The organism is Nocardioides sp. DN36 (assembly GCF_055380375.1).
The window spans coordinates 2,576,755-2,592,209 of sequence record NZ_AP043823.1 but is presented as its reverse complement, the minus strand read 5'-3'; the positions used below and the strand labels follow the sequence as shown (position 1 = coordinate 2,592,209).

At 71.0% G+C, this 15,455-nt stretch carries 14 protein-coding genes and 1 other RNA gene; 11 read left to right on the top strand and 4 right to left on the bottom strand.

Annotated elements, in window-relative coordinates; translation table 11 throughout:
* Window positions 1–22: 22 nt before the first annotated feature.
* From ftsX to ssrA, 6 genes are all read left to right on the top strand, one after another.
* A complete protein-coding gene (gene ftsX / locus ACZ43H_RS13330) occupies window positions 23–934 on the top strand; it encodes a permease-like cell division protein FtsX (RefSeq protein ID WP_464583483.1) in 912 nt (303 codons plus the stop codon).
* Window positions 935–988: 54 nt separating this feature from the next.
* Entirely contained in the window at window positions 989–2,242 is a 1,254-nt protein-coding gene (locus ACZ43H_RS13325) for a M23 family metallopeptidase (protein WP_464583481.1), read from the top strand.
* Window positions 2,243–2,439: 197 nt separating this feature from the next.
* Window positions 2,440–2,916 carry an SsrA-binding protein SmpB gene (gene smpB / locus ACZ43H_RS13320; protein ID WP_464583479.1) on the top strand — a complete coding sequence of 159 codons (477 nt, stop codon included), beginning with the start codon at window positions 2,440–2,442 and terminating at the stop codon, window positions 2,914–2,916.
* Window positions 2,913–3,779, top strand: coding sequence for an amidohydrolase family protein (locus tag ACZ43H_RS13315; protein ID WP_464583477.1), 867 nt, complete (start codon window positions 2,913–2,915; stop codon window positions 3,777–3,779). Before smpB ends, ACZ43H_RS13315 begins: the two co-directional genes overlap by 4 nt.
* Before the next feature lie 169 nt (window positions 3,780–3,948).
* A complete protein-coding gene (locus ACZ43H_RS13310; RefSeq protein WP_464583475.1) occupies window positions 3,949–4,998 on the top strand; it encodes a PNPOx family protein in 1,050 nt (349 codons plus the stop codon).
* A 53-nt stretch (window positions 4,999–5,051) separates the two neighbouring features.
* Window positions 5,052–5,422: a transfer-messenger RNA gene (gene ssrA, locus ACZ43H_RS13305) on the top strand.
* 342 nt (window positions 5,423–5,764) lie between these two features.
* On the opposite strand, the gene ACZ43H_RS13300 is transcribed toward ssrA, so the two are convergent.
* Window positions 5,765–6,388 (bottom strand): winged helix-turn-helix transcriptional regulator, encoded by a 624-nt coding sequence (locus ACZ43H_RS13300; RefSeq protein WP_464583473.1) that lies wholly within the window; start codon window positions 6,386–6,388, stop codon window positions 5,765–5,767.
* A gap of 105 nt (window positions 6,389–6,493) precedes the next feature.
* On the opposite strand from ACZ43H_RS13300, the gene ACZ43H_RS13295 reads away from it, so the two are divergent.
* On the top strand, window positions 6,494–7,942 hold the full coding sequence (locus tag ACZ43H_RS13295; RefSeq protein ID WP_464583471.1) for a DHA2 family efflux MFS transporter permease subunit: 1,449 nt from the start codon (window positions 6,494–6,496) through the stop codon (window positions 7,940–7,942).
* A 202-nt stretch (window positions 7,943–8,144) separates the two neighbouring features.
* On the opposite strand, the gene ACZ43H_RS13290 is transcribed toward ACZ43H_RS13295, so the two are convergent.
* Together ACZ43H_RS13290 and ACZ43H_RS13285 are read right to left on the bottom strand one after the other, a co-directional pair.
* Window positions 8,145–9,389: a fibronectin type III domain-containing protein gene (locus ACZ43H_RS13290; protein ID WP_464583469.1), complete on the bottom strand. Its 1,245-nt coding sequence runs from the start codon at window positions 9,387–9,389 to the stop codon at window positions 8,145–8,147.
* Window positions 9,390–9,561: 172 nt separating this feature from the next.
* A complete protein-coding gene (locus ACZ43H_RS13285; protein WP_464583467.1) occupies window positions 9,562–10,458 on the bottom strand; it encodes a hypothetical protein in 897 nt (298 codons plus the stop codon).
* A 520-nt stretch (window positions 10,459–10,978) separates the two neighbouring features.
* Between ACZ43H_RS13285 and ACZ43H_RS13280 the strand changes: the two genes are divergently transcribed.
* Window positions 10,979–11,266 carry a DUF1905 domain-containing protein gene (locus ACZ43H_RS13280; RefSeq protein ID WP_464583465.1) on the top strand — a complete coding sequence of 96 codons (288 nt, stop codon included), beginning with the start codon at window positions 10,979–10,981 and terminating at the stop codon, window positions 11,264–11,266.
* A 12-nt stretch (window positions 11,267–11,278) separates the two neighbouring features.
* Here ACZ43H_RS13280 and ACZ43H_RS13275 read toward each other — a convergent pair whose 3' ends face one another.
* Window positions 11,279–12,958: a formate--tetrahydrofolate ligase gene (locus ACZ43H_RS13275; protein WP_464583463.1), complete on the bottom strand. Its 1,680-nt coding sequence runs from the start codon at window positions 12,956–12,958 to the stop codon at window positions 11,279–11,281.
* 129 nt (window positions 12,959–13,087) lie between these two features.
* Here ACZ43H_RS13275 and ACZ43H_RS13270 point away from each other — a divergent pair, with 129 nt between their 5' ends.
* From ACZ43H_RS13270 to ACZ43H_RS13260, 3 genes are all read left to right on the top strand, one after another.
* Window positions 13,088–14,194, top strand: coding sequence for a DNA glycosylase AlkZ-like family protein (locus tag ACZ43H_RS13270; RefSeq protein WP_464583461.1), 1,107 nt, complete (start codon window positions 13,088–13,090; stop codon window positions 14,192–14,194).
* Window positions 14,195–14,251: 57 nt separating this feature from the next.
* Window positions 14,252–14,716, top strand: coding sequence for a GNAT family N-acetyltransferase (locus tag ACZ43H_RS13265; protein WP_464583459.1), 465 nt, complete (start codon window positions 14,252–14,254; stop codon window positions 14,714–14,716).
* A gap of 73 nt (window positions 14,717–14,789) precedes the next feature.
* A complete protein-coding gene (locus tag ACZ43H_RS13260; protein WP_464583457.1) occupies window positions 14,790–15,446 on the top strand; it encodes a hypothetical protein in 657 nt (218 codons plus the stop codon).
* Window positions 15,447–15,455 lie beyond the last annotated feature (9 nt).

The window sequence follows — 15,455 nt, the reverse complement described above, 5'->3', positions numbered from 1 at the left end:
CTGAAGAGAGCCAGAGACCTTCATGCAGCTGCGTTACGTCTTCTCCGAGCTCGGCCAGGGTCTGCGCCGCAACCTGTCGATGCACATCGCGGTCGTCCTCACCCTGTTCGTCTCCCTCACCCTCGTCGGCCTCGGCGTCCTGTTGAACCAGCAGGCCGACAAGGCGGCCGAGCACTGGGGCAACCAGCTCCAGATCACGGTCTGGCTGTGCAAGGAGAAGGACGACAACCCGGCCTGCACCGGTGAGGTGACCGACGCCCAGAAGTCGGCGATCGAGAAGGTCGTGGACGAGAACCCCGAGGTCTCGGACTACCACTTCGAGTCCAAGGAGGAGGCCTTCGACAAGGTCAAGGAGCTCCTCGGCGCGGACAAGTTCGAGGGCCCCAACCCGGCCGCCACGGCCGCGGACATGCCCGAGTCGGTGTGGATCACGCTGAAGGACCCCGAGCAGTACAAGGGCATCACCAGCGCCGTCGTCGGCCTCGACGGCGTCTCGGGCATCCGCGACATGCGCAACGTGCTCAAGCCGATCTACGGCTCGATCAACGCCCTGCAGTGGGGCGCCCTCGGCACCGCGGCGTTCCTCGTGCTCGCGGCGCTGCTGCTGGTCGGCAACACCATCCGGCTCGCGGCGTTCGCCCGGCGCAAGGAGATCGGCATCATGCGGCTGGTCGGCGCCTCGACGCTCTACATCGCGCTGCCGTTCCTCCTCGAGGCACTGGTCACCGCGCTGATCGGTGTCGCCCTCGCCGGCGGGGCGCTCGCGGCGTTCATGTACTTCGGCATCGACCAGCGTGCGGCGACCGGTCTGAAGTTCATGCCGTGGATCGGGATCAACGAGTACACCACCGCCCTGATCGCGATCGCGGTGCTCGGTCCGATCCTGACGCTGCTCCCGACACTCGTGCTGACCCGCAAATACCTCAAAGTCTGAGTCGCGCGGGTTACGGTCGAGCCGTTCACTTCCCCGGACAACGAAGGCAGAACGGTGCGCTCCTTCCCCCGTACCGCACGCCGTCGTCTCGCTGCAGCCTCCCTGGCCTGCGCGGTGGCGGCAGGCGCGCTGGCCGCTCCCCAGGCGAATGCCGACGACCTCAAGGACAAGCAGAAGCACGTCCAGGGCCAGATCCACTCGGCCACCCACGACCTCGGTGAGTCCAGCAAGCGGCTGCGTCGGGCCACGGTGGCCCTCGACCGGGCCCGGTCCGCGCTCGCCGACGCCCGGGACGAGCTGCACGCCGCGCGGCACAAGCGCGACGCCGCGAAGCTGCGCGACGAGGAGATGAAGAAGCGGCTCGCCGAGGCCGAGGATCGGCTCGCGAACGCGCAGGCCGACCTGGCCACCGGCCAGCAGGCGCTCGACGACCAGCACGCACAGGTCACCGACACCATCACCTCGATCTACGAGGAGGGCGACCCCGAGCTGATCGCCTTCTCCTCGCTGCTCGACGCCCAGAGCCCGGCCGACCTGACCCGCCGGATGGAGGCGCGCAACGTCATCGTCGGCCGGGAGACGCGCGCCTACGACGACCTGCACGCCGCCGAGGTGCTGCTGGGCGTCCGCAAGGACGAGGTGCAGAAGGCCACCGACGAGGTGGAGGTGCAGCGCCGGGCGGCCGCCGAGCACCTGGTCACGATGCGCCAGCTGGTCGACGAGACCCGCGCGGCCAGCGAGAAGGTGCACGAGCTGGTCGACTCCCGCAGGAGCGCCCGGCAGGCGGCGAGCCGCGCCCACGCCCACGACCGGGCGGCGCTGGCCCGGCTGCGCAAGCAGGAGCAGCGCATCAGGCAGCAGATCCTCGCGCAGGCTCGGCACGCGCACGGTGGCTACCGCGGGAGCACCGGCGGCTTCCTCGAGCGGCCGGTCGCCAACAGCTACGTCACCTCGCCGTTCGGCTACCGCGAGCACCCGATCTACCACTACTGGGGCCTGCACGACGGCGACGACTTCCACGCCCCCTGCGGCACCCCACTGCGGGCCGCCGGCTCGGGCACCGTGATGTCGGAGTACTACTCGTCGGTCTGGGGCAACCGCCTCTACCTGAACCTCGGCACGGTCAACGGCAAGAACGTCACCGTGATCTACAACCACCTGTCCCGCTACCGGGTCGGCGGCGGCTCTCACGTCTCCCGGGGCGAGATCGTCGGGTACGCCGGCACCACCGGCTGGTCCACCGCCTGCCACCTGCACTTCACGGTCATGGTGAACGGCACCGCCGTGAACCCGATGAACTGGTTCTGACCAGGTTTCAGGCAAACCCGCTCGACCACAGGCTGCCTGACGGCTTGCGGGCCGTGGACACCTCGCCGAGTCGGCGTTGCTTGACCTCCTCCGCTGCGCTCCTCCGGTCAAGCAACGCCGACTCGGCTCCTGTCGCGTGCGGATCATGAGGGGCACCGCAGCGGAACCTGGTTGCCGGCTCCTGAGAGAATGGCGGGATGCCGAAGGAACAGGGGCGCAAGCTCATCGCGCAGAACAAGAAGGCGCGGCACGACTACCACATCGAGGACACCTTCGAGGCCGGCCTGGTGCTCGTGGGGACCGAGGTGAAGTCGTTGCGCATGGGCCGGGCGTCCCTGGTCGACGGGTTCGTCGACATCGACGACCACGAGGCCTGGCTGCACGGCGTGCACATCCCGGAGTACTCCCAGGGCACGTGGACCAACCACGCCGCCCGGCGCAAGCGCAAGCTGCTGCTCAACCGGGTGGAGATCGACAAGATCGAGCGTCGGGTCAACGAGAAGGGCCTCACGATCGTCCCGCTGTCGCTGTACTTCCTCGACGGTCGGGCCAAGGTCGAGATCGCGCTCGCCAAGGGCAAGAAGTCGTGGGACAAGCGGCAGACCATCGCCGAGCGCACCGCCAACCGGGAAAAGGAGCAGGCCCTGGGCCGGCGCCTGAAAGGTATGGATTGATCGACGAGGACGTCCCGGCCTGGTGGGCGGCGCTCGGGCTGCCCGGGCTCTTCGACGTCCACGTCCACTTCCTGCCCGAGAACGTCCAGCGCAAGGTCTACGCGCAGTTCGACGACGCCGGGCCGAAGATCGGGCGCCCGTGGCCGATCCGCTACCGCGGCAGCCACGAGGAGCGGGTCGAGCACCTGCGCGCCCTCGGCGTACGCCGCTTCTCGACGTTGCCGTACGCACACCGGCCCGGCATCGCGACGTACCTCAACGACTGGGCGCGCTCGTTCGCCGAGCGCGTGCCCGAGAGCCTGTGGTCGGCCACCTTCTACCCCGAGCCGGACGCCCCGGCGTACGTCGAGAAGCTGGTCGCGGACGGCGTCGAGGTGTTCAAGGTGCACGTGCAGGTGGGCGAGTTCCACCTCGACGACCCGCAGCTCGACCAGGTCTGGGGCACGCTCGAGGACGCCGGCACCCCGATCGTCGTGCACGCGGGGTCCGGTCCGGTCGGCAACGCCTTCACCGGGCCCGACCCGCTGCGCAGGGTGCTGCAGCGATTCCCGCGTCTCGCGGTCGTGATCGCGCACCTGGGCGCTCCGGAGTACGCCGAGTTCGTGGCCCTCGCCGAGACCTACGAGCGCACCTGCCTGGACACCACCATGGTGTTCACCGACTTCTTCGACGCCGAGGCGCCGTTCCCTCGCGACCTGGTGGGCAGGCTCGCCGACCTGCAGGACAAGGTCCTGCTCGGGAGCGACTTCCCGACCATCCCGTACCCCTACGCCCACCAGCTCGAGGGGCTCGAGCGGCTCGGCCTGGGGGATGGCTGGCTGCGCGCCGTGTGCTGGGAGAACGGCATCCGCATCTTCGGCTGAATCCCTCCGGCTTTCCCCTCGTGGCCCCGATCCGCTCGGGACCTTAGGCCCTGTGGAGCCGATTCTCCGACGGGTGAACTGTGCGCATGCACACCACTTCCCCCGTTGACGCGTGCGTGCAGACGCTGCAGGTGGTCGGATCCAGGTGACCCTGTCGACCATCCGTGCCGTGGCCACGCCGACGGAGGCCACGGAGCAGGCGCCCTCGGTCCTGCGCTGGACGGCGCTGTGTGCCGTCGCCGAGGCTCTGGGGATGACTGCGGCCGCGGGGGCGTCGCGGGCCGGTCAGGTCGTCGCCGACCGACCGGGTCCCTGGGGAGGTGCAGGCCTGGCCCTGGCGATCATCGTCGCCGGTGGCCTGGTCGAAGGGATTGCGCTGGGTTCGGCGCAGGCCTGGTCGCTCGGCGGCTGGCTGTCCTCGCTGCAGAGGGGACGCTACGTGCTGATGACCGTGGTCGTCGCCGGCCTGGGGTGGGCGGGTGCCTCGGCGCCTGCCGTTCTCACGGGGGATGGCGGCGGGGCAGCCCCGCCGCTTCCGCTGGTGCTTGTCGGCGCCGCGGGTCTGGGACTGGTGATGGGCCCCCTGCTGGGGTCCGCACAGGCGGTCGCCCTACGCGGCGCGACCTCCCACCCGTGGCGCTGGATCGGCGCCAACGCGGTCGCCTGGCCACCGGCCATGTGCCTGATCTTCCTGGGTGCCTCGGTGCCCGGTGAGGACTGGCCGGTGGCCAGGCTGCTGCTGCTCGCAGCCGTGACCGGTGCGCTCGCCGGTGCGGCGCTCGGACTGGTCACAGGCTGGCACCTGGCTTCGCTGAACGGCGCGGCCCCCCACAACCGGCTGGTCCTGGGGCTGCTCGGCACCCCGTGGCGGGGCCGGCTCGACCGCCGGCTGGTGGGCCTCGGCGTCCGTGGCCGGCGCACGGGACGCAGCTACCGCTTCCCTGCGCAGTACGCCGTCGACAGCGGGGGCCTGGTCCTGGTGCCGGGTCACGCCGAGCAGAAGACCTGGTGGCGCAACCTGCGCGAGCCCGGCACCCCGGTCGAGGTGCTGTGGGGCGGGGACTGGGTGCCCGGCGCGGCGGACCTGCTGCACCCGGGGGACCCCGGCTACGCGGTGGCGCGCTCCACCTACCACCGCCGCTGGCCGCACCTGTCGCTGCCGCCGGGGCAGGTCGTGGTGCGGATCCGCTACGCGGGACCGTCCGCGGGGAATGCCTGATGCAGTCCGCTGGTTGAGTCGGATAGCCTGTGCATGCAGGTCACAACTCAAGAGGGGCTGATCGGTTTCGACTTGGGACGTTAGTTCCAGGGGAAGCGGGTCGAGAAGCCAGCGTCATCTCGTAAACGATCGCTGGAAACCAATAACTGCCAACGCTAAGCGCAGTTCCTTCGCTCTCGCCGCCTGAGCGGTGATCGAAGCGTCAGACCGGGCATCCGTCTCCGTCCCGGACCCTGGCGTCATCTAGGAGACTTGCTGCTCAACTCCTGTCAGGAGGGTTGAGCGGGACTTTTTCCTGACTGAGCCTGTCGGGGACGTGTTCGTGCGAGCCCCGGGGCCGAGAAAAGCGACATCACGGACTGCACCCGGAGAAGACCTGGTTCGACGCTCGAGGACGCGGGTTCGATTCCCGCCAGCTCCACGCACGACGAGACGGCCCGGATCCCAGCGCGCAGCGCTGGGATCCGGGCCGTTCGCGTGCGTGTACCGAGCCGAGTCGGCGGTTCCTCGTCGGGGGAGCGAAGCGGAGGAGGCGAGGAAGCGCCGACTCGGCGATCGCCGAGCAGCGGCGAGCCGTGAACCAGCGGGGACCCACGCAGCAACGGCGAGCCACGAGCCGCGCAGCAGCCCCAGCCAGAATCCGACCCCCACGCCTCCGGCTCCGTGCCCGCACCGCGGTTGATCCGATGCACCTGGTGAATCGGATCAACCGCGGTGGCGTCGGCCCGGTCCCCGGGCTGGTCCTGGCGGACGACCCCGTCGTCGACTACACGGTCGCGGTCTCGTCCAGCCGCGGGGGAGCGACCGCGACCAGCCGCTCGAGCAGGGCCCGGTCGCCGGTGACCGACACCTGGTCGAGCCGTCGGTTGACGAACATGTCGTAGATCGACGACGGATCCGCCTCAACCACCACGTCCGGGTCCTCGACCGGTCCGCGGCGTACCTCCCCGTCGACCAGCGAGGTCACCTCGCCGTCGACGCGGAACTCGAAGCGCCCGGTCGGCGCCCGGTGGGCGAGGACGATGTCCATCGCGTTGGCCATCCAGCCGGGGAACAACCCGGACTCGGGCGTCGGTGGGCCGAGCGAACGGGCGCCCCAGAGGGCCAGCTCGCGCACGGCCGGCCGCAGCTCGCGGCCGTACTCGGTGAGCTCGTAGACCTTCGAGGCGGCCGGTGGCGGGAGCGTGCGCCGGGTGACGACGTCCGCCTGCTCGAGGTCGCGCAGCCGCGCGGCCAGGATGTTCGTCCCGATGCCCGGCAGTCCTTCGACCAGGTCGGTGTAGCGCTTGGGGCCGTGCATCAGCTCGCGCACCACCAGGAGCGCCCAACGGTCCCCGACCAGGTCCAGCGCGTGTGCGATCGGGCAGTACTGGTCATAGCGCTTCGCCATACCAAAAGAGTACCACCCGATGACTATTTGCAATGGATCGCTTGCAAAAGTGAAGTGAGCGAGCCTACGGTCGTTGCACCTACTACGAATTTGAAAGGAACGACGATGGTGCACACCGACCGGCGCAAGTGGCTGGCCCTCGCGCTCCTGTGCGTGGTCCAGTTCATGGTCGTCCTCGACATCGCGATCGTGAACGTGGCCCTGCCCTCCATCAAGATCGACCTCGGCTTCTCCCAGGGTGACCTCCAGTGGGTCATCAGTGCCTACGCCCTCGTGTTCGGCGGCTTCCTCCTGCTCGGTGGCCGCGCCGCCGACATGCTGGGGCGGCGCCGGATCTTCCTCGTCGGCACCGTGGTGTTCACCTCGGCGTCGCTGCTCGCGGGCCTGGCCTGGTCCGAGCCCTCGCTCATCGCCGCGCGTGCCTTCCAGGGCCTCGGCGCGGCGATCATCACGCCGGCCGCCCTGTCGATCCTCTCGACCACGTTCGTCGAGGGCCGCGAGCGCAACATCGCCCTGGGCGCGTGGGGTGCCGTCGGCGGCTTCGGCGCGGTCGCGGGGGTCCTCCTCGGAGGAGTCCTCACCGACGCCCTCAGCTGGGAGTGGATCTTCTTCGTCAACGTCCCGGTCGGCGTGCTCGGCTTCATCCTCGCGCCGGTGCTGCTGCACGAGAGCCGCGACGCCCGCGTCCAGCGGTTCGACGCTCCGGGTGCGGTGCTGGTGACCGGCGGGCTCTCCGGCCTGGTCCTGGCCATCACCGAGGCCAGCCGCCACGGGTGGCTCTCGGCGCAGGCCATCGCGGTGTTCGCGACCTCGGCCCTGCTGCTGATCGGCTTCGTCGCCTGGGAGCTGCGCCACCCCGAGCCGCTCATGCGCTTCGGGATCCTGCGCACCCGCACGGTGAGCGGCGCCAACGTGGCCGGCTTCATCCTGGGGACGGCGTTGTTCTCGATGTTCCTGATGCTGACCCTCTACATGCAGCAGGTCCTGGGCTTCTCCGCGATGAAGACCGGCGTCGCCTACCTCGCGGTCGCCGGTACGGCGATCCTGTGGTCGGCCGTCGCCGGCCAGCTGGTCACCCGCGTGGGCGTCAAGCCGGTGCTGGTGGTCGGGATGGCCATGCTCACCGCCGGGCTGCTGTTCTTCACCCAGGTGCCGGTCGACGGCACGTACGTGCGTGACCTGCTGCCGGGGTTCCTGGTCCTCGGCGTCGGGATCGGGTTCTCCTTCGTGCCGATCTCGATCGCGGCACTGGCCGGCGTCCGTCCGGCAGAGGCCGGGCTCGCGTCCGGGTTGATCAACACCTCGCAGCAGGTCGGCGGCGCGCTGGGGATCGCCCTGCTCTCGACCATCGCGACCTCGCGCACCGAGGACTCGCTCGCCTCGGGTGCCATCCCGCCGCAGGCCCTCGTCGACGGCTTCTCGGCCGCCTTCGTGGTCGGTGCGATCGTCGCCGCAGCCGGACTGCTGGCGGCCCTGACCCTGATCCGTCGGGACGAGATGGAGGCCCCGGTCACGGCCGCGGTGGAGGACGAGCCGCTGCTCGACGCCGCGTGAGGCACGCCGGTCCCGTCCACGGGCCGGCACGTGCGAACGACGCGGTGGGTCCGACGTACCAGGTACGCCGGACCCACCGCGTCGTCGTGCACCCGGACCTCGAGGGGTCCGGGGAAGGCCGGGCGGCTGCGGGGGAGGGGGCGCCACCGCCCGGGTGGCTCAGGCCGTCGCGACAGTGGTCACTCGGCCGTCGGGACGGTGGTCAGTCGAACCACGCGTCGGCGGTCGCCTTGTCCATGCGGGAGTCGTAGCCGCTGCCCTCGGCGCTGTTCCAGTACAGGCCGAAGTCGAAGATGCCGGCGTCGACCATGGCGGCCTTCATCGCGCGGGTGTTCTCCACCCGGTTCGGGTCGCTGGTCGGGGCGCCGGTCTCGGCGACACCGCTCCGCGAGACGCCGGCGGTCTTGGCCGCGGCGACCATGCGGTCGACCAGGGCCTGCGGGTCCTTGCCCTTGCCGTAGTAGGCGTCGAACGCGAACACGTCCACGGTGCCCTTCGGGGGAGTCCAGTCCGCGACGTTGCGGCCGGACTTCGGGTTCAGGGTCCAGGCCATCAGGATGTTGGTCGGGATGAAGCCCTCGGCGCGCATCAGCGGCGCCTGCAGGGACCACTGCCGCTTGTACTCGTCCGACCAGGCCTTGTACGTCGCGGAGCCCGGGTTGCCGTTGTCGTCCTCGGGCTCGTGGTTGAACGAGGTGTAGACCGTCAGGCCGTCGGGGATGCCCGCGAGGAACTTCTTGATGGCGGTCTGGTCGGTCTCCTTCCAGGAGATCACGAAGGTCTTCACGCCGTCGGCGAGCGCCTGCTTGACGGCGCCGTTGTTGCTGAACGAGGCACCGTCGAGCTGCTGGAAGAAGACGCGGGCCGCCTTGGCGCGCCCGGCGTAGATGCTCTCGTCCACCTGCGACGCGGTGGTGTAGTTCGCACCGAACTTGGTGCTGCCGCTCGGGGCCGGAGTCTGCGTCCCGCCCGTGGTGCCACCGGTGGTCCCACCCGTGGTGCCGCCGGTCGTGCCACCGGTGGAGTCGCTGGTGCCGCCCGAGGTGGCGACCTCGACGGTGTCGGAGACCGGGCCGACCTCACGCACGCCATTCACCTCGACGACCCGCACCCGGACGTACCGGCTCGAACCCGCCGGCAGGTCGGACAGAGTCAGCTGGTGCTTGCTGGTCCACTTCCGCTTGGCGTCGGTCATCTGCGGGTTGTCGGCGACGTCGAGCCGGTAACGGGTCGCGCCGCTGACCTGGTCCCACGCGACCGTGATGGTGGTCGAGGTCGCGTCGACGGCGCGCAGGTTCGACGGGGCGGGGGTGGTGGACCGGCTCGCCAGGAGCTGCACGCTGTCGGGCTGGGCGGCGTGGGCGGCGCCGGTGACGGCGGGAACGCCGAGCCCGACGCTGGCGGCGGCCACGAGGGCGAGGGTGCGGTGTGTGAGGGGGAGCTTCATCACAGGGGTTCTCTCCGGGTTGCGGGCAGGTCGACCGGGATGGTCGGACGCTGTCGGGTGTTGGTGGTGGATGTGGCACGTCGGCCGGGTGGTCGACGCCCGTGCGGGTCGGGATGAGCCCCCGTGCTCATCGTGTGGGCTCGGACCTGCCGAGACCGTCAGCCGAGCGCGATCACTCGAACCAGGCGTCGGCTGTCCTCTTGTCCATGCGGGAGTCGTAGCCGCTGCTCTCGGCGCTGTTCCAGTACAGGCCGAAGTCGAAGATGCCGGCGTCGATCATGGCGGCCTTCATCCGACGCGTGTTCCGGACCCGGTCGGGGTCGCTCGTCGGGGCGCCGGTCTCGGCGACGCCGCTGCGGGAGACCCCGGCCTTGCGGGTCGCGGCGACCATGCTGTCGACGAGGGACCGCGGGGACTTGCCCTTGCCGTAGTAGGCGTCGAACGCGAACACGTCCACGGTGCCCTTCGGCGGCGTCCACGAAGCGACCTTCCGGCCGGACTTCGGGCTGAGGGTCCAGGCCATCAGGATGTTGGTCGGGATGAAGCCCTGCTTGCGCATCAGGGGCGCCTGTCGCTCCCACTGGTGCTTGTACTCGCGCGACCAGGCCTTGTACGCCGCGGAGCCCGGCCGACCGTGGTCGTCCTCGGGCTCGTGGTTGAACGAGGTGTAGACCCTCAGCTTGTCGGGGATGCCCTTGAGGAACTTCTTGATGGCGTGCCGGTCGGTCTCCTTCCAGGAGATAACGAACGTCTTCACGCCGTCGGCCCGCGCCTCCTTGACCGCCCGGTTGTCGCGGAACGAGGCGTGGTCGAGCTGCTGGAAGAAGACCCGGGCGGCCTTGGCGCGACCGCCGTAGACGTTCTCGTGGACCTGGGCGGCGGTGGTGTAGTTGGCGCCGAACCTGGTCTTGCGGGCATGGGCCGGCTTCTGGGCCTCGCTCGACGTCGCCGCATGCCGGCTGCTGTCGGGCTGGGCGGCGTGGGCGGTGCCGGTGACGGTGGGGACGCCGAGGCCGATGCCGGCGACGGCTGCGAGTGCGAGGGATCGGCGGATGAGGGGGAGCTTCATCACAGGTGTGTTTCTCTCCGGGTTGGGGGCAGGTCGACCGGGATCGCCGGTCGCTGTCGTTCGTCGTTGGTCGTGGCGCGTCGGCCGGGTGGTCGACGCCCAGGTCGGTCGGGATGAGCCCCCGTGCTCATCGTGTGGGCGCGGCGGAGCATCGCCGGCCGGTCAGCTCATCGGGAGATGGCGGTCCCGGCCGGTGATCACGTCGCCGGACGTCTTCCCGGGCTGGCTACCGGGTCGGTGCGCGACCGGTGCGGGTGCACGGCACCGGTGAGCCTGCGGCGCTCGCCTCGCCCTGCGGTCCCCGCGAAGGCGGTGCACCGGCTCGGGCTCGGCTCTGAGATGTCGGCCGTGTCGCCCCGAAGGGCGTCGGCCCGGGCTTGCAGGAGATGCAAGTGCCCATGTGGATCATGAAATACGCTTCCTTGTCAGGCCCCGCGCGGAGTGTTGATGCCCTGCTCAGGAGGCCCCAAACCTCTGAGGGCCAGATGTGACGCAGGCAACGGCTTGGCATGCTGTGCCCGTGGACCTGGAGTTCAGTGGTCAGGTGTGGTTCTGGCGAGGGCCCTCGCCGTACCACTTCGTCAGCGTGCCCGAGGACGAGAGCGCGGAGCTCCGGGAGACCGCGGCGATGGTGACCTACGGCTGGGGCATGATCCCGGTCGCAGCCCGGATCGGGTCGACGTCGTGGACGACGTCGCTGTTCCCCAAGGACGGCGGGTACGTCGTGCCGCTCAAGGACAAGGTCCGCACCGCCGAGAGCGTCGAGGTCGGCGACTCCGTGACGGTGCGCCTGACCGTCGACGTCTGAGCCAGGGACCGCTCAGGAGAGACCGAGGATCGTCCCGTCGTCGGCGAGATCGATGCGCGAGGCGGACGGATCGCGGGGCAGTCCCGGCATCGTCATCATGTCGCCGCACACCACGACGACGAACCCGGCGCCCGCGGACAGCCGGACCTCCCGCACGTGCAGCTCGTGGCCGTTGGGGGCGCCGATCAGGGTCGGGTCGGTGGAGAAGGAGTACTGCGTCTTGGCGACGCAGACCGGCAGCGTGCCGTACCCGTCGCGCTCGATCCGCTGCAGGCGCCGACGGGCCCGGGCGTCCCACGTCACCAGGGACGCGCCGTACAACCGGGTCGCGATCGCCTCGACCTTCGCGGCGAGCGGCAGGTCGTCCTCGTAGGTGAACGAGAAGGAGTACGCCGACGGCTCGTCGAGCGCCTCCAGCACGCCCTTCGCGAGGTCCTGCGCGCCGACACCGCCGTCGGCGAAGTGCGTCGCCGGGAACGCCCGGACGCCCTCGGCCGCGACCAGCTCGACGACCGTGGCGATCTCGAGGTCGGTGTCGCTGGGGAAGCGGTTGACCGCGACCACGCAGGGGATGCCGTAGACGTCACGGACGTTGTCGAGGTGGCGACGCAGGTTGACCATCCCGGCCTCGAGGGCCGAGAGGTCCTCGCGGCCGAGGTCGGCCAGGGCCACGCCGCCGTGGTACTTCAGGGCCCGCACCGTGGCCACCACCACCGCGAGGTCGGGACGCAGGCCGGACTTGCGGCACTTGATGTCGACGAACTTCTCCGCGCCGAGGTCCGCCCCGAAGCCCGCCTCGGTGACCACCAGGTCGGCGAGCCGGAGCCCGGCACGGGTGGCCGTCACCGAGCTGCAGCCGTGCGCGATGTTGGCGAACGGACCGCCGTGCACGAACGCCGGAGCGCCCTCGAGGGTCTGCACCAGGTTGGGCGCGAGCGCGTCCCTGAGCAGCGCGGCCATCGCGCCGTCGGCGCCGAGGTCGCGGGCGGTGACCGGCTGGGTCGCCCGGGTGTAGCCGATGACGATGTCGCCGATGCGCCGCTTCAGGTCCGACCACGACTCGGTGAGGCAGAAGATCGCCATCAGCTCCGAGGCGACCACGATGTCGAACCCGTCCTCACGGGGGAAGCCGTTCACGTGCCCGCCCAGCCCGACGACGACCTCGCGGAGCGCCCGGTCGTTCACGTCGAGCACGCGCTTCCAGGTGACGCTGCGGACGTCGATGTCGAGCTCGTTGCCGTGGTGCACGTGGTTGTCGATCAGAGCCGCCAGCAGGTTGTTCGCGGCGGCGATGGCGGCGAAGTCGCCGGTGAAGTGCAGGTTGATGTCGCTCATCGGCACCACCTGGCTGTAGCCGCCGCCGGCCGCGCCGCCCTTCATGCCGAACACGGGCCCCATCGACGGCTCGCGGAGACAGGCGACCGTCCGGTGACCCAGGCCGTGCAGGGCGTCGGTGAGGCCGACGGTGGTCGTGGTCTTGCCCTCGCCCGGCGGGGTGGGGGACAGCGCAGTCACCAGCACCAGCCGGCCCAGCGGCCGGTCGGCCAGCGAGGCCAGGTGGGTGAGGTCGACCTTGGCCTTGTGGTGGCCGTACGGCACCAGGTGCCGCTCCTCGATCCCGAGGGTCTCGGCGGCCACGTCCTTGATCGGGCGCAGTGTGGCGGCGTTGGCGATCTCGATGTCCGACAGCACAGTGGCGCCCTCCTTCGGTGACCCCCACCGGGCACGCTAGCCGAGCCCCACGGGAGGTCATGCGAAATGAGGGTCCATGCCCTCAATTCGCATGACGTCCGTGGTACGGCGCGGTCTACGCTCCCCGGCATGGCAGCAGTCCACGAGCTCACCCGGGCGGACGCGCGGCGCATCGCGGTGCGGGCGCAGCTGCTGACGGAACCACGCCCGACCGACCTGGTCGAGACGGTCCGTCGGCTCTCCCTGCTCCAGGTCGAGCCCACCAGCGCGGTCGCCCCGAGCGCCGAGCTGGTGCTGTGGAGCCGCCTGGGCTCGGAGTTCGACCCGCAGCAGCTGCGTGACGCGGTCGACGAGCAGCGACTCATCGAGCTGCACCAGACGGTGCGGGCGCCCGAGGACATCGCGCTGTTCCGCGCCGAGATGGCCGAGTGGCCGGGATCGGGGAGCCTGCGGCCGTGGCAGGTCGAGGTGCGTGACTGGGTGCAGGCCAACGACGACTGCCGGCGCGAGATCCTCGAGCGGCTCCGCGCGGACGGACCGCTGCCTGCGGGCGAGCTGCCCGACACCTGTGTCGTGCCGTGGCGCTCGAGCGGGTGGAACGACGGCCGCAACCTGCGGATGATGCTGGCCCGGCTCGTCGAGCGCGGCGAGGTCGCCGCGGCCGGCGGGACCGGTCGCGACCGGCTCTGGGACCTCGCCTCTCGGGTCTACCCCGACGACCCGGTGCCCCCGGTGGAGGAGGCTCGACGGCTGCTCGCCGAGAGGCGCCTCGGCGCCCTCGGCATCGCCCGGGCCCGGACCACCAAGCTGCCGCTCGAGCCGGTCGACGTCGGTGAGGTCGGGGAACCTGCGGTGGTCGAGGGGGTCCGCGGGCAGTGGCGGATCGACCCCGCTCAGCTCGGCCAGCCGTTCACCGGCCGCGCCGCGCTGCTGTCGCCGTTCGACCGGCTCCTCGCCGACCGCAAGCGGATGGGCGAGCTCTTCGAGTTCGACTACATCCTCGAGATGTACAAGCCCGCCGGCGCGCGGATGTGCGGCTACTACGCGCTGCCGATCCTGTACGACGACCGGCTGGTGGGGAAGCTGGACGCCACGGCGGACCGCAAGGAGGGTGAGCTCCGGGTCGACGCGGTGCACCGCGACGTGCCGTTCACCGCAGCCATGACGGACGCGGTGGACCGGGAGGTCGCAGACCTCGCGCGCTGGCTCGACCTCGAGCTGGTGCGGGCAGACTGACGACCGCGGGAGCAGTGGTTGGGCCGACCCACGGTGCCCGTGGCACGATCCGTGCCCGTGACCGACGCACCCACCGCCGCCGGGCGGACCCACGCGCAGCCGTCGTACCGGTCCGTGGTCGGGGAGGCGCTCCCCGAGCTCGACCAGCGGCTGTCCGACGAGCTGGACCGCGTGAACGCCGCCGCGACCCGCGGTGTGCCGACCGCTCGCGAGCTGACCGTGCAGGTCCTCGACGCAGCCGGGGAGCTCGCCGCGGGGATGAGCGGCTGGACCTGGGGCGTGGCTGCCGGCATCGCGATGACCTGGGTGCGCGAGGATGCGCGCGGGGACGGCCTCGGCGCCCGGCTGCTGGAGGAGTTCGAGGCCGAGGCACGGGCCCGCGGCTGCACCCACGTCTTCGTCACGTCCTTCACGTTCCAGGCGCCGGGCTTCTACGAGCGGCACGGGTACCGCGAGATCTTCCGGTGGGAGGGCGTGCCCACCCCGGACGCCGCCGACGTGCACTTCCGCAAGGAGCTGTGACCCGGCTTCGAAGGAGCGGGAACCGATCCGGTCTCGTCGACGTCGTACCGGCATGACACCGCGACGGACACAGGTGATCGCCTTGCTGGTGGCGTCCCTGGCGGGGGCGGCGCTGACGGCCTGCTCGTCGGGCGAGGTGACCGGCAGCGGGGGCTCGTGTGCCGCGGTGCTGGTGCACGACGGGCACAGGTACTGGGGACGGGGCGACCTGCGGCGCGACCCGCCGACCACCGGCCGGGTCGTCGACGCCGTGCTCCCCGCCTGCGACGACTCCGGGGGCCAGGTGGACCCGGGGCAGGACGAGCCGGTCGAGGCGGCCGAGCTCGTCGGCGTGCCGACGGACACCGCGCTGCTGCTCGGGAACAGCGTCTACGTCCGCAGGGGCGCGAGCCTCCCGGCCGCGGCGGGCGCGTGGTTCCGTCCGCCCCGCTGCACGACCTCCGGGGAGTTCGACCTCACCGCGGACTGGCTCGGCGTCACGGGGCCGAGGAAGACGCGCTTCGACGGGGACGTCCGCCCGCCGTACCGCCTCGAGGTGCACGTCACCGAGGGCCCGCAGGAGTACGTCGGCACGCGGGTGGCGCTGCACGCCGACTCCACGACCGAACCGGCCCTCGGCCCCCGGGACGTGAAGTCGTCGCTGTGGCAGGGCGGTCAGGTCATCGCCCGGGTGCGGTGCGACGGCGGCCGCTTCGCAGCGGTCTCGCTGCGCACGCCGAGCGTCGGCTGAGCGCGACTG